This window comes from Sphingobacterium tabacisoli, from assembly GCF_017908035.1.
GTDB lineage: Bacteria > Bacteroidota > Bacteroidia > Sphingobacteriales > Sphingobacteriaceae > Sphingobacterium > Sphingobacterium tabacisoli.
Genome location: NZ_JAEQMU010000004.1, coordinates 71,676 through 92,287 on the forward strand (window position 1 = coordinate 71,676; position 20,612 = coordinate 92,287).

Annotated in this window: 17 protein-coding genes; 6 read left to right on the forward strand and 11 right to left on the reverse strand. The window is 39.5% G+C overall.

The window, feature by feature from the left end:
- Positions 1–15 precede the first annotated feature (15 nt).
- The 10 genes from JKG64_RS14700 to JKG64_RS14745 all read right to left on the reverse strand — a co-directional run bounded on the left by JKG64_RS14700 (position 16) and on the right by JKG64_RS14745 (position 12,404).
- Complete coding sequence (locus JKG64_RS14700) at positions 16–1,935, reverse strand: RagB/SusD family nutrient uptake outer membrane protein (RefSeq protein WP_210355085.1); 1,920 nt, start codon at positions 1,933–1,935, stop codon at positions 16–18.
- A 22-nt stretch (positions 1,936–1,957) separates the two neighbouring features.
- Positions 1,958–5,317: a TonB-dependent receptor gene (locus tag JKG64_RS14705; RefSeq protein WP_210355086.1), complete on the reverse strand. Its 3,360-nt coding sequence runs from the start codon at positions 5,315–5,317 to the stop codon at positions 1,958–1,960.
- A gap of 165 nt (positions 5,318–5,482) precedes the next feature.
- A complete protein-coding gene (locus JKG64_RS14710; RefSeq protein WP_210355087.1) occupies positions 5,483–6,682 on the reverse strand; it encodes a FecR family protein in 1,200 nt (399 codons plus the stop codon).
- 105 nt (positions 6,683–6,787) lie between these two features.
- Positions 6,788–7,342, reverse strand: coding sequence for an RNA polymerase sigma factor (locus JKG64_RS14715; protein ID WP_210355088.1), 555 nt, complete (start codon positions 7,340–7,342; stop codon positions 6,788–6,790).
- Between the two features lie 234 nt (positions 7,343–7,576).
- On the reverse strand, positions 7,577–9,253 hold the full coding sequence (locus tag JKG64_RS14720) for a calcineurin-like phosphoesterase C-terminal domain-containing protein (protein ID WP_210355089.1): 1,677 nt from the start codon (positions 9,251–9,253) through the stop codon (positions 7,577–7,579).
- Between the two features lie 318 nt (positions 9,254–9,571).
- Positions 9,572–9,733, reverse strand: coding sequence for a hypothetical protein (locus tag JKG64_RS14725; RefSeq protein WP_210355090.1), 162 nt, complete (start codon positions 9,731–9,733; stop codon positions 9,572–9,574).
- Positions 9,734–9,816: 83 nt separating this feature from the next.
- A complete protein-coding gene (locus tag JKG64_RS14730) occupies positions 9,817–9,999 on the reverse strand; it encodes a hypothetical protein (protein ID WP_210355091.1) in 183 nt (60 codons plus the stop codon).
- Between the two features lie 122 nt (positions 10,000–10,121).
- Positions 10,122–10,559 (reverse strand): DUF5675 family protein, encoded by a 438-nt coding sequence (locus tag JKG64_RS14735; RefSeq protein ID WP_210355092.1) that lies wholly within the window; start codon positions 10,557–10,559, stop codon positions 10,122–10,124.
- 205 nt (positions 10,560–10,764) lie between these two features.
- Positions 10,765–11,250: a fibronectin type III domain-containing protein gene (locus JKG64_RS14740; protein ID WP_394370177.1), complete on the reverse strand. Its 486-nt coding sequence runs from the start codon at positions 11,248–11,250 to the stop codon at positions 10,765–10,767.
- An 803-nt stretch (positions 11,251–12,053) separates the two neighbouring features.
- Positions 12,054–12,404 carry a hypothetical protein gene (locus JKG64_RS14745; protein WP_210355094.1) on the reverse strand — a complete coding sequence of 117 codons (351 nt, stop codon included), beginning with the start codon at positions 12,402–12,404 and terminating at the stop codon, positions 12,054–12,056.
- A 588-nt stretch (positions 12,405–12,992) separates the two neighbouring features.
- Here JKG64_RS14745 and JKG64_RS14750 point away from each other — a divergent pair.
- Both JKG64_RS14750 and JKG64_RS14755 read left to right on the forward strand, forming a co-directional pair.
- Complete coding sequence (locus JKG64_RS14750; RefSeq protein WP_210355095.1) at positions 12,993–13,280, forward strand: hypothetical protein; 288 nt, start codon at positions 12,993–12,995, stop codon at positions 13,278–13,280.
- Positions 13,281–13,402: 122 nt separating this feature from the next.
- The gene (locus JKG64_RS14755; RefSeq protein ID WP_210355096.1) at positions 13,403–14,008 is read left to right on the forward strand and encodes a hypothetical protein; all 606 of its coding nucleotides are present in this window, start codon (positions 13,403–13,405) and stop codon (positions 14,006–14,008) included.
- Between the two features lie 36 nt (positions 14,009–14,044).
- On the opposite strand, the gene JKG64_RS14760 is transcribed toward JKG64_RS14755, so the two are convergent.
- Positions 14,045–15,364 (reverse strand): TolC family protein, encoded by a 1,320-nt coding sequence (locus JKG64_RS14760; RefSeq protein ID WP_210355097.1) that lies wholly within the window; start codon positions 15,362–15,364, stop codon positions 14,045–14,047.
- Positions 15,365–15,926: 562 nt separating this feature from the next.
- Between JKG64_RS14760 and JKG64_RS14765 the strand changes: the two genes are divergently transcribed.
- The 4 genes from JKG64_RS14765 to JKG64_RS14780 all read left to right on the forward strand — a co-directional run bounded on the left by JKG64_RS14765 (position 15,927) and on the right by JKG64_RS14780 (position 20,511).
- The gene (locus JKG64_RS14765) at positions 15,927–16,190 is read left to right on the forward strand and encodes a hypothetical protein (RefSeq protein ID WP_210355098.1); all 264 of its coding nucleotides are present in this window, start codon (positions 15,927–15,929) and stop codon (positions 16,188–16,190) included.
- 1,009 nt (positions 16,191–17,199) lie between these two features.
- A complete protein-coding gene (locus tag JKG64_RS14770; RefSeq protein ID WP_210355099.1) occupies positions 17,200–17,388 on the forward strand; it encodes a hypothetical protein in 189 nt (62 codons plus the stop codon).
- A 514-nt stretch (positions 17,389–17,902) separates the two neighbouring features.
- Positions 17,903–18,202: a hypothetical protein gene (locus JKG64_RS14775; RefSeq protein WP_210355100.1), complete on the forward strand. Its 300-nt coding sequence runs from the start codon at positions 17,903–17,905 to the stop codon at positions 18,200–18,202.
- A 668-nt stretch (positions 18,203–18,870) separates the two neighbouring features.
- Complete coding sequence (locus tag JKG64_RS14780) at positions 18,871–20,511, forward strand: vitamin K epoxide reductase family protein (protein WP_210355101.1); 1,641 nt, start codon at positions 18,871–18,873, stop codon at positions 20,509–20,511.
- The last annotated feature ends 101 nt before the right edge of the window (positions 20,512–20,612 follow it).

The window sequence follows — 20,612 nt, forward strand, 5'->3', positions numbered from 1 at the left end:
TTTAAGATCCTACAGCTATCTCCAGCCGATATTCTGTACTAGATTATTATTTATCGTTAAATTAGAAATATTCAAGGGCCAGAAATAATCTTTTACCGTAAACGTCTGTTTGGCCAGCAATACCTTTCTATAAAAATTCTGAGGGGCAGACTGTGTCAGATCCCAAGCCTGAATAGGCGTATTGTAATAATCGGGAGCTGTCTTCCACCTTCTTACATCCCAAAATCGTTGACTCTCGAAAGCCAACTCATTGAGCCTCTCCTGATGAATAATCTGTCGAAGTCCCTTCTGTGACTTGAACTTGGTAGGCACAAGGGAGTAGTCCGTCCAAGCATCTTCTACCTTAGGAATACCTGCTCTTTTTCGTACCATATTTAAATAATCAAGAGCCTTACCTCTATTCTGCTCACTATCATTGGCCTCATTTGCGGCTTCGGCATAGAGCAGAAACAAATCGCTCAGTCGGATCAACGGCCACGGATAAGATACTGTAGAATATGTTGTTATATTAAGCATCGTATTTTGAAAGTGGACATATTTCTTGATAAAATAGCCCGTGATAGGTCCATCGTCCGAACCCCGTTTTTGGTGAACCTGTCCTTTTCTAGCAGCAACAGCATATAGGTTTGTTGGATTAGCATCATCTAAGACCCCTTCTCCATACCAGAGACCAGTATCAAACCCTAGATATGCATAAAACCGAGGCTCTCGATCAAAGTGCATCTTGATGGTCTGGGTCCCCTCTCGCATATAGCGACGGTAAGAAGTTCCGACAGTCTGGATATCGTATCGTCCATTATAGTCCCAGGTTTTGTCTTCGGCAATCGGTAAACCATTTTTAGAATAGAACTGCTCTGCAACTTTAATAGGAGCACCTATTACGTTCTTCAGATACGGTGCATCGGGATACCGTGGGTCAAAACGAGGCACAGCCAATTGCTGGGTTAGATGATGAACACTTTGCGTATTTGCCCATATAATTTCCGAATTCCATCTTTCGGCAAAAGCATTACGCAAGGTAAGCTCCTGCATGGTCACGTCCGAAAGGTTAAATTGTGGATTGCCGGGATATCTATAGAGTTTCATCCCCAACTCATTCTCACATACTCGGACCGCATCTTCACAAGCCGCCAACGCTTTTTCCCACTTAGCCACATCATTGACTTGATTGAACAATTGACGGCCATCTTTATTGACCAAGCCTGCCTGATCGGTATTGCCATTGAAAAGAGGACTCGCCGCTGTAACCAAGATTTTAGCCTTTAGAGATACAGCAATAGCTTTTGTAATACGTCCTAATTCTACTGTAGGATTGGCTACTACTGGAGGTAAAACCGGGATAGCTTCATCCAATAGTTCCACCATATAGTCAAAACACTCATCCACCGTATTGCGAGATACTTTTACCTCCTCGATACCCGCATCGATAGGGAGATTCTGACGTATAATCGGTACCGGACCATACATCTTGACCAGGTAAAAATGGTAATATGCTTTTAAGAACTTAACTTCAGCGATCCATTGGTCTCTCTCCCATGCCTGTAGATCAGCGACATTGTGGATATTCTCTAAAAAGATGTTACAATCACGCAATGCAACATAGAGCTGTCCCCAATAATCGACCAACGTACTAGAAGGGCTTTGAAACCCACGAGCAATATTGAAAGCAGCAAAATTAAAGACGGGTGCATTAGCCGTCTCCAGATTCCAAAGCTCATCCCCTCCCAATAATCCGGGATCTAAAGAGAGCTGTCCTTCTGTCGGCATATACGAATAGCAGGTATACAGAAATTTTTCCGCCTGGTTACGCATAGTAAAGGCATTCTCTAATTTACTCACACCATCGGGCACGACATCAAGATAGTTACAGGAGTTAAACGCTCCCGCTATAAATATTGTAGATAGAATTATATTCCGTATTAATTTTTTATTCATGACGGTATTATTGGTAATGATGTTAGAATTGAACATTGAGGCCGACATTAAACACGCGCTGTAAAGGATATCCAAGCCCATTTCCAGCCATTTCAATATCCCAAAGCTTGAATTTGCTGATCAGCAAAAGGTTGGTACCACTCAAATAAATACGCAGGTTTTTAGCTTTCAACCGCTGCTTCATCTTATCCGAAAGCGTATACCCCATCTCCAACTGCTTCAGTCTTAGAAATGTACCATCCCGCATAAACCAGGTATTGCGAGGCACATTATTACTATTTACATCGGCACTCAACCGCGGCCATAGTGCGTATATGTTCTGCGTGTCCTCACTCCAGTAACTATCTGCATAAGCCTTCAGCAATTGTGTTTGTTTCTGAAATGGGCTGGTATTGGTGGCATCAATCCAAAAAGACTGATTCGAGGCACCCTGAAAGAATGCTGAAAAATCAAACTGTTTATACCCCATAGATAAACCAAAACCATACACAATCTCAGGGACAGTAGGATTACCTATTGGTACACGGTCCAAATCATTGATTTTACCATCTTTATTGATATCGGTATACTTGATATCTCCACCCCCGTATTTTGAATTACCAATCTGTTGGATAGGTGAATTTCGCGCTTCTTCATCATCTACAAACAACCTTTCGGCTACATAGCCCCATTGCTGATTGATAGAGTGTCCGACCCGCGATCGCCATGGTTCATTTTCGTAAGCAGGTTCTTCGTATACTTTATAGGTACCTCTAGCATAGGTAAAGTTTGCACGAGCTGATGTCCAGAAACCAGTATTCCAGTTTTGGGTATAATCCAAACTTATATCTACCCCTTTTGAGTTTGCTTCACCGACATTGGCACGCTGCACGGCCTGCAATCCCATCGTACTGGGGATTGACGATCTGCTCATAAGGATTTTTTCACGCTTCTCGGTAAAATATTCTGTCACCAGGTTGATTTTATCAAAAAGACCTATTTCTACGGCCAGATCCCGTTTATGTGATATCTCCCAACTGATCTCTGGATTTGCATACCTCGATATAGATATTCCTGGCAACCCAACATTCATGTTCAGACCGAAAAAAGCACCTCTAGCCGAATTGGCCATATTTACCTCAGAAAGATAGAAAAACCGATCCTTGGCACTACCGATATTGTCATTACCGACCAGTCCATAAGATCCTCTCAGTTTAAGCTTAGAAAATACCGGACGTAACTCGTCCCAGAACTTCTCATTCGATACAAACCAAGCACCACCTATCGAGGGGAAGAAGCCGTATCTCTTATTCTTCGCAAAACGCTCTGATCCATTATAACCAAAATTGAATTCCCCGAAATAACGATTATCATAGGCATAGGTCGCTCTTCCAGAAACACCAAGATTACGTGATGGCAACGAAAGCTGTAAACTACCAGTATTGGCATTCAGCTCCTCGCGGAGTATACCCACCAAGAGACCGTTAACCTGATGCTTATTACCAAACAATCGACCGTAGTTTAGTGTACTCTGAAAATACAAAGTTGAATTGGTTACTTTGTCGTCAAATGGTTCGGAGTAGCCCAGATATTCAGTTCCTTCTTTATTCATAACGATACTATATTCGCCTGTTGCATTATCATAGCTCGCCAACTGATAATAGTATGGACTATAAGATCTTGCAACGGCAAACTGGGACAGGCGCGAAACATTGGCCATTCCCCGAATGGCTAACCCTTTAGTGATCGATGAAAGATCTTGCCCCAATTCCAGCTGCGCCAGTACCTGTGAACGAGACCGCTCTTTATAGCCTCGCACTGTCTCCGCATAAGGATTAGTATATTGATTATCATAGTTACCAAACATGATATGCTGCAGATGCGCATGCTCGGCATCCACTGGAAAAAAAGCTGGAAACTTGACGGGGTTGGCATGCATGATCATGTCATAAGTTTTTGCTCCTCCCTGCAATGGTCCTTTGTAATCGTCAAATGTACCGCTCAACCGTACGATCAATTCGGTCGATTTAGTAAGATTGACGTTTACATTCGAACGTAGCGTATAGGACTTGTTGTCTATATTGCTATTGAAATTATTACGTTTGTCTACTTTCAGAATACCATTGTCCTGTGCAAAAGAAGTAGCCACATAATAACGGGCCACCTGTCCACCACCGCTCACACTTAGATTGCCACGAGATGTAGAGGTCTTGTCCTTGAGCAATAGCGCAGACCAATCATTTGCAGGGAAAGCAACGGGAGAGACTCCCAGCTGGGTATTTTCAATCTGGGTCTGTGAATAAGGCAAATCCCCTAGAGGATTTCGTGTCAAAACCGCTTCATTACCTAACTTCATAAAGGTTATGGGATCGGCTATTTTAGTCGTTTGAGTAGGTGCTGAACTCGAATGTTCAAGCCTCAACGAAACTTTTGCTGGTCCTTCTTTTCCCTCTTTGGTACTGACCAATATAACACCATTGGCTCCACGGGCGCCATACAATGCCGTAGCTGTGGCATCTTTCATGACGGAAAAACTGGCGATATCGTCGGGCTGTAACCGAGCCAAATCGGTCGTTGTCAGCTCTACTCCATCAATAAGAATAAGCGGCTTATTATTGTTTCCAAAAGTGGTAATTCCCCGAACGAAAAAATCAGCATTGTCCTGTCCCGGTTCACCACTACGTTGATAAGCGATGACTCCTGCAACATTACCAGCGAGAGCCGTTGTCAGATTGCTTGAAGGAATTTTTAAATTCTCTGGCTTTACAGAAGTAATAGAGCCTACCACATTTCCCTTTTTTTGCTTTCCAAAAGCGACCACAACTACATCATCCATTTCATTGGCCTTGTCCGTCATGGTGAGCAGGAGATCCTCTACCTTTTCAACAACTAGAGCTAGGGTTTCCTTTCCTACATAACGGAGCGTAAGCCGATCGCCTACCTGTGCTGCAATAGAAAAGGATCCATCTTTTGCACTAAGTACTCCTCCTGATGTCCCATCATTGAGATGGATAGAAACTCCAGAGATAGGCTTACCATCACTATCTACAACCTTTCCCTTGATTTCCTTTTGCTTTCTTATATTACTCCTATTTTCTTTTGCAACTGGAGCCGGGCTCAGTACGATATTCTTATTATTGATCCTAAATTGAATATTCAAGGGTTCCAAGATATCTTTTAAGACATCCTGAAGAGGAACATCATTGTAAAGTGGGTGTATTTTTGTCGTAGGGATTATCTTCTGATCATAGAGAATATTATAACCACTTTGCTTTTGTAATTCCTTCAAGACGTAGTCTACTTTCACGTTTTTTTTCCGAAGGGTTATTTTTTGTCCAAAGGCAAATGCACTGACTTGCAATGTTGCCGTAAGCAATAGAGGTACAGCTAATGAAAATTTCATTAATACGGATTTGGTAATGGTCCGGTCAGCTGTGTATAATAGCAGACCTAACCGCTTTTTTTTATACATTTGTATTCGGTTGATTAATAATTTAACACGTTAGTTCTCAATCGTAGGTCTTTTGGACCTGCAGGGGTGCTGGTAACATCCCTGCTTTTTTTATCCTTACTTTCTTATGGTTACCCTCCTTCCGTTGATTTTGAATTTGACAGAACCAGTCCATTGGATAGTCTGCAATAGACTTTCGAAACTTTCTAATTTTGAAATTTTCCCAGAAAAATAGACATCCGAAACGTCACTTGCATATTCGACATCAACGTTGTACCAACGTGCAATATCCAACATGACTGATGTCAAAGGGGTATTATCAAAAGCGAAGACACCATCCTTCCAAGCTGTAAAATAATAGGGATCTATTTCCTTTCTCTCGTGCGTACCCGTACGCTCACTATAGATAATCTGATGATTAGGTGTTAATAAATGCTGTTTTGCTTCCGATCCAAAGTTTAGCGCAACCTTTCCCTCTATCAGTGTTGTGGTAATCTGTTCTCCAAAGCTATTTATATTGAATTCTGTCCCTAAAACTTCTACTGTTTGAGACTTTGTCTTCACAAAAAACGGGACTCTTTTACTTCCTTTCTCTAGGCTAGCGACATCGAAGTACGCCTCCCCTTCAAGTTCAACCATCCGCTGTGCGGAAGCAAAGTGTGTAGGGTATTTTAATTTGGAATCTGCATTTAGCCATACTTTAGTTCCATCCGCCAACAATATCGTATATTCTCCACCGCGCGGGGTCACCAAGGTATTATAGGTTTCGTTGATTTTACTTCCTGCATTCTCTTTATCATGGTAAGAAATACCGTCCGCCCCCCGATTCAATATGAGATAACTCCCGGTATGGATAGTATCCCTAGCGGTCTCCCCTTCCAGATTAATAGAGCGTCCATCCTCAAAGATAATGTGCGCTCTCTTGCTACCTGGAATGATAGCCGTATCCAGTTGCGCCAAAGCATACCCGTCCAACGGATTTGAGGGTTTCAAGTGTAGAATGCTATAACCGCCCCACACTACAGCAACCGCCGCGGCCACTGCTGCAATATATTTAAGTTTCTTAATGAAAGGTGACTTTGTCTTTTGTAAATCTTCTTCTACTCCAGAGGTTGTCACGATATTGTGAAACAATTGTTCGCCCTCTTCGGAAGACAATGTAGCAGATGTTGGACTATACAGTTGGTCCCATAGCGCTAAGATATTCTCTTCGATACCAGGTTGGGACATCAATTGATACAATTCATTCCGCTCAGCCGTTGTACACTGATTTTCGCGGTACTGTGTTATCAGATATAATAGTCTTTCTTTATTCAATTTCTTTGAGGCTCTTTCTAGTTAATCGCTTCATCCCAGAAAATGGACTAGTTGGGATAAAAAAAAATACAAAGATTTTTCCTCAGTGGATATTGGAGTAAATACCTACAAAAAGATATAAAGCAATTTTTGAAGTTTAATCCGGACAGATTTAGAAGCTACGATGAGATGATTTTTCACCGTATTCTTTGAGATTCCCATCTGATCGGCAATTTCCTGATAAGAGAGATCCTCCATTTTATTAAGTACAAATACTCGTTGTTGCTGAATTGGTAATTCAGCTATTATTTTTTCTAATGCAGTATGCAATTCATTATTGTAGATGGTCTCTTTGGTATTGTGTGAAACAGTCTCTGTAGCCAATCGGATATCGGCAACACTATTTTCCCGTATTACTTTCTTTCGGAAAAGGGATATCGCAATCCGCTTTGATACAGCAAGAAGAAATGGTAACATGTTACTGTCGTCCAGCAGCCGCTTACGATACAGAAAAAGCTTTGTAAAAGTCTCCTGAGTAACTTCCTCAGCATCGTGCTTATTTTTACAAAAACCATAGGCATAATTGAAAACAGTACGATAGTATTGTTCAAAGATCCGTTTAAATACCTTTTCATTCCCGTTTTGAAACCCGATAAAATCCTTTCCAGAAACTTCTTCCATAGCAAATACCTAACAGAGAATCATTGTTTTTAATTGGTTTTTCTTCCCACGGGCAATCAACTTACCCAAAGCGATAAGACAATTATAATAATTTTTATCTGATAATATCACCATTTTTACTGTAAGGGCTTAATCCCGAAGAATTAGTGTAACAAAAATAGGCACTCAGATTTAAACTAGGGTTGAAACCTTATTAAGTAAATGTTAAGTATTTTAAAGGAAGCCTACAAACTATTACATCATCTTCACAGAAAACTTTTTTGGGCGCACCATAGACTCCTCGTAAACCTTACCAAACCGATCTGTTACTTTTATATTCAGGGTACTATTAGCAGATGTAGCTGTAGTTTTAAAAAAATGTGAAGAAGGCGACGTTACGAATCCTTTGGATGGTATCACATTATCATTCAATCGCATCGCTGTATAGGACACCATATGCAAGGGATCGTAAGCCTCTACACGGTTGACTTTCAACGCAACGCCATTTTCTGTCACGTCCACTTTCCATTTAGGATCATATCCCCAGACGTTGATTAACACCTCATTCTTGTTACCAGCAGTTTCATAACCATGTGTATATTCTTTCATTTTGGCCTCTGTAGTATTAGGTGCAAATTGAGCTGCAGTGATTTTGACTACGTTTAAATCATATGCTCTAAACTGATATTCCTTCGGTTTATCTATTCCCTTATAATACCAATCCATATCCCGGCCATTCATATTCCAAACCATATACCCACCAGGCGAGCCATCCTGCGCAATATGATTACCTGTATATCCATTCTTACCTGTCCACCACCAGGTAGCACACACAGCAGCAATATTGTGTTCCATTAAATTAGGTGTATTTTCAACTCTATAATTAACATGCGTATGTCCAGTAAGCACCTGAACTCTTTTAAAGGGAGCTAACACCTGCATTAATTCTTTTCCATTATCCAACCGAATGGTAGCAGATTGATCCGCCTTTGGTGCATTATTCAGTTGCACGTGCATAGCCAGTACGATTGGAGTAGCTTTATCCTTCACCATCTCAAGATCTTTCTTAAGCCAATTCATCTGCTCATGTAATATACTTGCTTTATAGTTACGTTTTCCAATCTTTCCCTGTCTGCCCCCTTCATTGATATAATCTACATTATCAAGTACTACATAGTGTATTTGCCCAATATTAAAAGAATAGTATGTAGGACCTATATACTTGCGATAAGCAGCTCCACTATCCCAATCCCCCTCTATATAAGGGTCATTATCGTGATTTCCTATAGTATTGAACACCGTTGCATTCAATTTATTCATTTGTAAGACATATTCAGGCAATGCAAAAGACCTAGAATACCAATAATTGTCCCATGACAAATCTCCTAATGTAAGACCATACACCTTCTTACCTTGCGATTGAAGTTCGCCAATACTATTATTGACATCTTTCACGAACTTAGCATACTGCACTAAATCGTCTGTACGGTCCGCTAAATGAAAATCTGTCATAACCACGACGCTATGGTTATCATTATCGACAGGTTTCAATTCAAAATCAACAATCTCTACTTCCTTTGTAGCAGTCCGCAAGTATTTAAAAAACTGTGGCAGATTACTAACCGTACTTACCTCATAATTACTTGGAATGGACACAAAGACATACCCATATTTCTTATTAGAAGCCAGATAATAAACACCGTCCTCATTAGTGGTGGTCACCTCCACTCCATCCGACACAACAACATTGTATAATCCCTTACCGTTACTGCTTACCCTACCTTTAACAGTTGCTCCAATTTGATCAGGAATAGGTTTAGAAACAACTGTCTTATCTACCGAATTCACTACACGTTGTGAACAGCCAAGAATAGAGATACTCATCCATAAACTCAACAACGTCAACGACGCAAATCGAAAAAATGCTTTCATGTACTAATATTTAAGGTTATAGAGCAAATGTAAAACAAATCGAAACTAAAAAACGAAAGAAAACGAAGTTTTATAAAAACAAACCAATACATAACAGGTTTATTACAAAGAAGATCGACAGCAAGAAACAGCTTTGGCACAGTAATGGATATGTATTTAGTATTCATAATTTAGGTTAATAATTGGTTAGTTAAAACTCCTGAAGCTCCCCGCTTCAGGAGTTTTTCTTTGATTAATAGGTTATTGTTTTCTAGAGGGTACATTACGGACAAACAAAAATAACAAGGCCCGATCTCTCGGGCCCAGTTCTGATTTTAGCTAGCGCTTATTTCTATGGAGAAGCTGACTGACGATATAGCTGGCTACCGTTCCTATTACTGCGGTGATGACCGTCTGCAGGATATCCCCCAATGTAACCGAAGCCCATATCGAACACAGCGTACCACCTAGGGTACCCGCCCGGATTTCGTTTAGTTTCATAGTTTTGTTGTTATCGTGTTATCATGTTAACCTGTTATCTTGAAAAACTAGATAACTCGTTCACTAGATAACATGTTCACTACTTAACTTGATAGCTCGTCTGTTCCGACTTCATCAGGATTAACTTCCTTCCTCGTCACTGCCTCCAATATCCCCAGCCCCACAGCGACGTACTTGATAATATTCAATGCCTTTCCCGGCAATTTGATCGGCGCCAGCAGCAACACCTGTACTGCCTGGCTTATTTTTTTGATGATTTTGTTCATATTTTTAATGCTATTGTTATGGTAGTGATGGAAGTTATGGTGGTGATGATGAAAGCCGTTCTTCACCCCAGAGACTCACGACTAGCTCTCCTTCACCTTCCTCACCTCCTTCACCATCCTCACTAAATAATAATTACCATGGCTTCCCCTTTCGCTACCGCCTCCACGACCAACTCATACAACATCCTGTAAGCCTTAGTCGACTCATATACGGCATAATCACCATCGTAGAGCTTAAAATATTCGCCGACCAATAGGCAGCCCTCTGTATCGGAGAAATAGTTACCGATATGGATGTAGACGTATTTAAAATTCGGGACATCCCTGATCTCGATCATACCGCGATGCACCTCCGGGAACTTCCGTTTGTAGCGTGCATTCATCGCTCCATAGGTATTCAGCCCCAACTTATAGTTACCGGCAGGTATCGCCGTCGAGCCTTTTATCTTGACATCCCGCACCGAATCCTCCAATCCATAGAAAAAAAACTCCCCATCGATATAGATCTCAGACAGCGTACTGTTATTCCTCTGTTTAATACGTTTAACTTCTATATGCATAACACTCCGTTTATTGATTTACAATTTGGCCTAGGAGGGTTACGCGTATAGAAAACAGCATTTTAAGTCCGTTTAAACAGATCGAAAAAGTGAAACGGATCCGAGCTGTTTAGGACTTCAAAGTTGTTTTTAGCGTAACCATCCAAGCCTTGATCTTTTGGTCCTTTTCTATCAAGGGAAAAGGACTAGGCCTTGCGGCTATGAGCTACCTTACTAACAACTTCGCCGTATTACTCCAGTCGCCTGCCCCTTTACTGTTGACAGCACGCACACGCACCTCATAATAATGTCCCGGCTCTAAGGGAGCAATGATATTATTCCGTGAAGAGGTTGTGGTGATACGGTCGCTCCATGGTTCTTCAGGAGTCCCAACCTTGCGATAGCAGTACTCATAAACCCGTACTCTAGGCTGTTTCACAAAATTCAGTCGTGCCTGTCCTGACTGGTTCGTATCCGACAGCCGTACATCCTGTACAGCAAAAGGAGCCAGCGATGTCGTAGCAGGTGCATTGGTTGGAAACCCCGAGCTCAACAGCACAGAAAGCTTCCCATCTGCCACCGAGTTGACATAATACCCCAGCTTCTGTAAAATAGATACCAATGCCGGGATACTCTCATCCTTTATCGCTGTATCCTCTGGCGACCCACGCTTACGTGCCGCGGCCAGTTTTGTCGAGAAATCATCCAACACATCCTGTACATCTTCCAGAGCAGGTGTTGGCGTAGGAAAATTTGCATTTCCCGTCATAGCAGCCAGAATTGTTGTTGCCACCATCAATAGTTGATCATCCAGCATACCGCCGAATCCAATCAGTGCTTTCATTTTTGTAGCCATGTTTATTTTTTAATGTTAAAATGTTAGAGCGTTAGATAAGGTCGAGAGGGCGGAGCTTTCTCACTCCTTAACTCTATAACCTCTTAACTCTCTCAACAACACCACAAACATAGCATCACAAAACACCCTAAATGAAAGCGTTAGCGTGTATTAGCGCATAATAAATCTTAGGCACACAATTGTTATAACTCGCGCTAATTGGCGCTAATAAAATTTCAGGAATACACCTCTGAACATATTAAAATGAGGAAAACAGACGCAAACTGTATTCAGTACACACCGTACCGAATACAGTAGCTACCATACAGTATGCAGTAGCTTGTGTGCTGCGCATAGTACAGCGCATACGGACTACAGTACAGCGCGTACTATGATCAATATGGAATGTGCTGCAATGGGAACGCGGCGTATAGCCCACAGTACATCAGGTACTGCATACAGTAACCGATGTACATTAAGCAGTATGCCAGCTATCGTAATCGATAGGATAGCTACTGATTACAGTAAGCGAGCTACCGTAAACAGTAGCTCACTTACTGTATACCGTCCGGGACGTACGGAGGCCAGTACAGGAGCTACCGATTTCAGTACGTATGCTATTTTAGGCAGAACCTATAGAATCCACGTCCAATCGCTACATAGTGAAAGCGATCTGCTCCCTACCGATGTCCCTTCCTGCTCTTCAGTAGTTGCTTTGCCAGTTCCCGTGCAAAGAAATACTCCGTCTTGCCCAACTTCATCGGGTTGAGCTTCTCATCTGCTACGTAATTGCGAAAGGTAGCATCTGATATACCCAACTTCGCCATCACATCCTGCTTAAATAGCAGCGGCTGGTCCAACAGCGACAGTAGATCACGGTCGAGAATCTCGCCCATCTGTAACATCAGGTCTTCCATAATACCGGCGCGCCGTTGAAGCAGCTCCAACTGCTCCTCCTGCTTCTGAAGGATAGCCTGTTGGACCAAAATAGTTTCGTGCTGTTTTTCTGACAAGTCATTGGTTCTGGTCACCTCGATGACCAGTTGCTGGAGTAAATTTTCCATGGTGAGGTAAGGACATGCACAGTCAAAGTCCGGCCATAGCTACTATGCGGTACAACAAAATTTAAGTCTTTATCAAATTTATAATCAGTTGAGATCAATCTCTATCATCCATAATCCAGATACTGTACCCACAACTACCCCCTCCCCGATAACATAATAATAATCAGCAAATTAAGATACATATTTTATTGTTAAGATAATAATAATTTAGTAGCTTAGCTTTGCTATTTAGCATAGCCAATTTATAGCTGCTCTCCTGTACTATTAGCCGATCCCGATTATATTCCCCAATTCACACCTTATGGTCAGGTATTTTAGAACATTAGTACCCAGTCGATCACGACACTGCCATTATCGCTATCTATTGGCGGTATGCTTCCTGATGTACCATCCATTCGCCAACCGTGCCCTTACCTTCGATGTCACCGGGGCATAGGTAGCAATAATCCTCCTCTGCCCTTTTTCACTTTCTATCATCATTATCCGATACGGATCCGAAAGTCCGCCGTAGCGGATAGATATTGCTATACAGTGATCAATGACAACACAAGCACAATGGAAAGACTAACAGAATATCTCAATAAATATGGTTTATTATCTGAGGATATAAAAGTATATCGACACGAGACCTATCATATCCTCAAACAACATGAGTTAGAGCTTACAAAGGTGTCCCTACGGATCCCAAATCTTGACCGTAAAGAACGGTTGATGTATTTATGCGATCAGCTTCCCGAGACAAAAGATCAAATGACTGTCAGGCAACTCTGCTCTTTATTAGGCTATACCGATGACCGTCAATATTACAAAGCGTTGGATTATTATCACAACCTACGATCTTAACAAATTCGATCTACTTGTATTTGTCGGTTATAACAGACGTCCAATCATCGAAACCCAAATATCTTTGTATAAACAACGTCATCAAAGAAAACAATCTATTTTCACAATAAATACATAGAGTTGTGGCTAAGAAAAAAGGAAAAGAACAATCAAGTCTGGCAACTTATCTTTTAAAGAATTTTGAAGGAGATTTAAGGGAATTACATTTATTTACGGGCATTCCATATAATAAATTAACCAAAGGAGTAAATAACCAGCTTCATCTCGATTTAAGAGATTTTCTTCTTATTGCATTAGCTGTTAGACCAGATAGCCTTAATTCGATGGCAACAGAGGTCTTTTCCAACTTTCAAATACCTCTAGAAGAAAGTAATTCAGACAATCTTAGTATTGCGAATAAAAATGTTGACACCATAATTGACTCATTAGTTGACGACAACAACTCCGTGTTTGACAATTTTATGTTGTTACATATGAAGAGCAAGCAGCAACTTTCCAAAATATCTGGTTTCGGTGTTAATGTTATTAGTAGCTTAATGCTACGGGAATCTACAATTACGTCGAAATTGATAGCTGTTAAGTTTTATAAGTTATGTCAAGCACTAGAAAGGAATTTTGAGTATTGGGCTAGAAAGATTTATCCAGATTTGGAGTTAACAACCGAAGAAGAAAGAAAAGCTCTCGGTGATAATTTCTACAAAAACCAACCTATCACAGAAAATGAATAAAACTTAGGAAGGTCAAATTAGCTCATGACTGTCTTACTACTTCTCCCCTCTCAACACCTTAATCACCTCTCCATTGTACATCAGCGTATATTTGGCCTTGATCACGTTAGCCTCGGCAACGTTATAATCCAATAAAGCCTTATTGTACTCCATAGCGGTAGTCACACCGATATCATAACGCTCCTTCATCGCATTGTAGTTCTTCTCTAGTGCAGCATTTTGCACCTGTAGTACCTGATATTCTTTCGCTGATTTGTAGTACTCTTGAACAGCCAAGGTCAGCACCTTCTCCCGTTCTACCTTTGTCTTATGGAGCTCAGATTGCTTGTTCTCTAGGTCAAGCTTCAGTCGGTGGATATTATTCTTGGTCTTGAAGGCATCGAATACAGGCACACTAAGCGACAATCCAAAATTAAGATTCCGGTTCTGATTGAGCTGATTAAAAAAGGGCATGTAGTCGCCTGTCAAATAGTCCTTGCGCTCGGAAGAATAATTCGTACCGTATCCGCCCGAAAAACTGACCGTGGGATAGTAAGGTCCCTTGGCATATTTAAGATTAAGCTCCGATTGTTTTAAAGATAGCTCGGCAAGTTTGATAGTCGGATCAAGCATAAACACCGCTTGGTTCTGATGCAATAACACTTGATTGCTTAGCTCGAGATTAGGGTTTTCTATAGAAAGAGAATCAGTAAGAGACAATCCAAGCAACTGTTTTAGAGCGACTACACTATTGGTATAAGAGGTCATATTCACTATTCTAGTCAGTTCACTACTCGCCACCTGGCTCTCCGCCTGAGCCACATCCACCAGTGTATTGGTCTCGAGCTGAAACTTGGTCTGTTCCTGATCTAGCTGCTGCTGTGCAAACTGTAACTGCTTAAGGCTCGTCTCGTGCAATGACTTATTAGCTGCTGCCTCAAAGTACTTGGACAACAATTCCAGTTTGAGGGATTGTTCCAATCTGTTTTTCTGCACCTCTTTGCTTTCCAGTCCTATCAGTGATTGTTTGAGCTTATTTTTCAAAGCAAATCCCTGAAACAGTGTCGCCCGGGTACTTATACTAGCATTGGCCGAATTAGACCATTTATTACCCGTGATCAGCTGCCCTGCCACCTGGTCAAAAGCAAGACCTAGGTTATAGCTATGGCCTGCACCAAAAGAAAGCGTAGGGATATAAGCATTCTTGGCATCCTTGACATCCACCTCCGCCAATAAGATATTGATATTAGCCTGACGGATATCCTCATTCTGTGATTGTAGCAATTCGAGACACTGATCTAAGGTCAGCTTGGTCTGCGCTTGCATAGATTGGGTGAAACAAAAAAATAAAAGAATCAACAATAGGTTTTTGGACATTTATTACTTTATCTATCTTTTGGCTTATTTGAACAGTATCTTCGGTTTACAGTATTTGCTATAAACATTTCAATATAGCTATTTTCCCTGAAAAGCAAATAATTTCACAATAAATATTAAAATAATTTTGAACAACTAATTAAAGTCAATAACTTTAGAAGAGTAACCATCTTATAAACAAAAACCTATGGGAATATCAAAATTTTTCTTTGGGAAATTTCAGTTTTATATCTCTATGAACAGGCTTATCAAAGCCTGTCTAATTTACATACTAATAAAGTCTCGATCATTTCAATATAACAAAGCTCCTGAATAAATTAAAAGCTCACTCTTACTGATTCGCTTTAGTAAGACTCAGTGGGATAACCATATTTCACAAAACAGTCTCTGACAGAAAAAAGCCCAAGCCGGTTGCAAACGATCTCGGGCAAAGAGAGCTCACATATTCTCTCTTATAGTTAACAAGCAATCTAAAGTGAGTAGATCGCAAAATACTAACATAAAATCTAATCAAAATGAATTGTCTTCGACAATCCATAAGACTAAAAAAAACTAAAAACTTATGAAAAAGATTTCATTTAAAAATCTAGAGAACTTGGAAATTGAAAAACTTTCCAAAGAAAATTTAAAGAATGTTTTTGGAGGAGTCAGTAATAGTGATTATGCCAACACAGCCAGACACGGCGAGGTATGTAGGACTCATGCTGATTGTCCACCGCTACATGCTTGTACAAGAATGTCAACTGGGCCTGCCATATGTTGCGATAGTAATGACTTTCACGGCACTGGACCTCATCCCCACCCAGCTTGTAGAAATATTGATTAAGCATTTAAAACTAGGCTCATATAGTGAGCCTAGTACTCATATTGCATTTGTCAAGTTAGACCATCTTTTACCAATAATCCCTTGTCCTTTTTCTTCGTCAAAAGCAAGTTCCAAATTATAGTTATGCTCAGCCCCAAACGAAAGCGTGCATATATAAGCATTTTTCACATACTTTACTTCCACTTCTGCCTATAAGATATTGATATTAGCCTAACAGATTATCTCATTCTGTGATTAGAGCAATTCGAGACACTGATCTAAGGTCAACTTGGTCTGCGCTTGCATAGATTGGGTAAAATAAAAGAATCAACAATAGGTTTTTGAACTTCTATTACTTTATCTTTTTTTTGTTTTATTTGAACAGTTTCTTCAGTTTACAACATTTGTCATAAACATTTCAATATACCTATTTTCTCTTAAAAGGAAATTATTTCTTAATAAATGTTAAAATAATTTTGAACAATTAACTAAAGTTGATAACTTTAGGGGAGTAACCATCTTATAAACAAAAACCTATGGAAATATCAAAATTTTTCTTTGGGAAATTGCAGTTTTATATCTCTATAAACAGGTTTATCAAAGCTTGTATAATTAGTCTCTTAATCACGTATCCATCATGCCAATATAACAAAGCTCCTGAATAAATTAAAAATTCAGTCTTACTGATGCGTTTTAGTAAAACTCAGCAGGATAATCATATTTCACAAAACAGTCTGTGACAGAAAAAAGCCCGAGCCGGTTGCAAACGATCTCGGGCAAAGAGAGCTCACATATTCTCTCTTATAGTTAACAAGCAATCTAAAGTGAGTGGATCGCTAAATACTAACATTCAAATCTAATCAAAATGAATTGTCTTAGACAATCCATAAGACTAGAAAAAACTAAAAACTTATGAAAAAGATTTCATTTAAAAATCTAGACAACTTAGGTATCGAAAAAATGTCTACTAAAGACTTAAAGAGTGTAACTGGAGGTTTAATGTGTCCTAACGAGCTTATTCTATGTGGCGATGTCTGTATGCCTCCTGAATTCTGTGATGACCAAAGTGGTTGCTCAAACTCTAATTGTACTGGAAGCTGTCGCACGTCGAATGGTGCTGCAGGAAGCTGCCGTAAAACTAGTTCGGGAATTTGCAAGTGCGCCTCAGCAAGTTAAAACCAATTTTGATCCAGTATCTTCAGATACTGGATTCTTTTAACAAGTTCGTCTAGACATTTACAAAAAAAATTACTAGAAACATCATTCATAATATTATACCCTGAGAAGTAAATAAATTCTGAAAAATTAATTAAAGTTGATAATTTTAGGGGAGTAACCATCTTATAAACAAAAACCTATGGAAATATTAAAATTTTTCTTTGGGAAATTTCAGTTTTATATCTCTATAAACAGGCTTATCAAAGCTTGTATAATTTACATACTAATAAAGTCTCGATCATTTCAATATAACAAAGCTCCTGAATAAATTAAATGCTCACTCTTACTGATTCGTTTTAGTAAGACTCAGTGGGATAATCATATTTAATAAAACAGTCTCTGACAGAAGAAAGCCCGAGCCGGTTGCAAACGATCTCGGGCAAAGAGAGCTCACATATTCTCTCTTATAGTTAACAAGCAATCTAAAGTGAGTAGATCGCAAAATACTAACATACAAATCTAATCAAAATGAATTGTCTTCGACAATCCATAAGACTGGAAAAAACTAAAAACTTATGAAAAAGATTTCATTTAAAAATCTAGACAACTTAGGAATCGAAAAAATGTCCAGGGAAAAATTAAAGAGCGTAAAGGGAGGGGAAACTGTTAGTCTATTTTCCAGCTGTATGGCATATTGTAACTGCCCAGCTGGATATGTTCAAACAGGAAGCCAATATATTGTAGGGATAGATTGTGAAATGGGCTCTATGTGTATGGCCAAAGATTACTTTGGAGTAAAATGTGAAGGAATATCGGGGGCTGAACTAAATTGTTCAGATAAAGTACAACAATATTGTATTCCATTGGAAGACTAGCAAATAATGAGAACAATAACTCTATTGCTCTCTGAGCAATAGAGTTAGAAAAAATAAAAAACATATGAAAAAGATTTCAATCAATGATTTAGGAAATTGGGATATCGAGATATTATCTAGAAAAAACTTGAAAACCATCATGGGAGGAAACATCTCCTGCCCGCCAAATCAACATTACGACGATGTACTTCAAAATTGTGCATGTAATGCTCCGTACATTCCGTGCAATGGGCAATGTGTAGCTCCAAGTGATTGCGATAATATCACTCCATGCAGTGCCACGGCTACTTGTGGATCAGCACCTCCGGTTACCTGCCATGGCACATACGACTGTGTAAAAACTGATGGATATTTGGTCGCTTGCACACATGAGAAAGGCACTACGGTTGTCAAATGTCCCGGTGTAATTTAACAACCTCACCAAATATAGAGCAACTATAAATCAGGATTTTTGCTGTCATCGTATCGACAACAGAAATCCTGCTATGAGTAAGAAGGTAAAGTGAATCAGAATAAAACTAACATTAAAATACAGCGCTATACATTAACTCCAATAAGAAACTTAAGAATAAGTTCAAGAAAAACAAAAACACTTATTAAATAAATTTTGAATAATCAAAAATCAACTATATCTTTAGTATAATAACCAATACGCAAAATATAAACCTATGGGACTATTAGACATTTTCAATAGCAAGAAAAAAAATGACCTATTTAATACATGTAGTTTTTTGTTAAACAACCTCAAAGTAAAATTTACAACAACAGGGCTTTTCAATAGCCTAGAAGAGCATGTGGAACACCCTTCTATACTTTCACTGAAAGATACAATCTCAATCTATGGTATTGAATCCGCCGCAATCAGGAAAGGAGAATATAACTACAGTGATTTCGAAACTCCATTTATCTGCTCTATACAAAAAGAAGGTTGGTCAAACCCCAACTTTACAATAGTTACTAAAGCTGAAGGTGATGAAATGGAGTATCTTGATCCACTTTCTAATTCAATTCAATATATTTCCCAAGAAGAATTTGGAAAAATAGATAAAAACATCATTCTACTGATGGATACATCAACGGCTAAGGATGAACCTAACCTAGAATTGAATCAAAAAAAGGAAAACTCTTTAAAAACATCAAAACGAGTACCGATCTATTTAGCAGCCTTCGCACTGATCACGTCAATAGGTTTTAGTCTATCCTCTTCTTTTGGAATACAGAATGGAATAGGAATAGGTTACATTCTTTCTTCTTTCATTGGCTTAGTTGCATCCTGTTTACTACTATGGCACGACGTAGATGCTCACAATCCTTTTATCAAAGAAGTTTGTGGCGGTGGCAATAAAAAGGCAAATTGCAACGCTGTATTATCGTCATCCAATGCAAGTTTTTTAGGCATGAGTTGGTCCATATGGGGATTTGCTTATTTTGCAACTTTCTCCACCTCCCAGATACTATTCCCTGCTAATGTAACCTTTATATCCCTATGGTCCATAATCTCAATTGCAGCAACACCTTACATTATATTTTCGCTGTATTATCAATGGAAAATAGTAAAACAATGGTGCCCCCTATGTATTGCTGTACAGGCTATATTAGCTATCAATGCAATTATTGCAACTTTGTTTATCACCAGCGCTTCTTTTTCTGTAGCAGGAATAACACTTCATAGTATAGCAACAATTCTCCTACTTGGTTTACTCTTTCTATTTATTGCTTACCTAGCCATCCCAATACTAAAAAGCGCAAATGACAGCAAGTCTTATCAAAAGAAATGGAAAAACTTGAGATACAATCCAGAGATATTCAATGCTTTATTAGATAAATCTGAAACAGTCAATTATCCGGTAGAGAATATTGGTATTGTAGTAGGAAACCCCAATGCCTCCAATGAGATCATAAAAGTCTGTAACCCATATTGCGGTCCCTGTTCTAAAGCACATCCAGAACTGGAACATATTGTCAATTCGAATAATGATGTCAAAGTACGTATTATATTCACAGCGTCTGGAGAAGAAGATGACATAAAAACACCTCCAGTAGCACATCTTTTGGCTATACAACAAAAACTTGGAGCTGAAACAGTACACACCGCCTTGGACGATTGGTACATGGCTCCCAATAAAGATTATGAAGCCTTCGCGAAAAAATACCCGATGAATGGTGAATTAAAGCAACAGACTGAAAAAATACAGGCTATGCGAGACTGGTGTAATAATATGAAAATAAGAGCCACTCCTACCATATATATTAACGGAAGAGAATTACCAGACAGCTATAGTATCAAGGAACTAAAAAATTTCTTCTAGAGGATGTTCGAGCCGGTTGCAAACGATCTCGGACAAAGAGAGCTCACAATTTCTCTCTTATAGTTAACAACGTGATCTAAAGTGAGTAGATCGCAAAACAC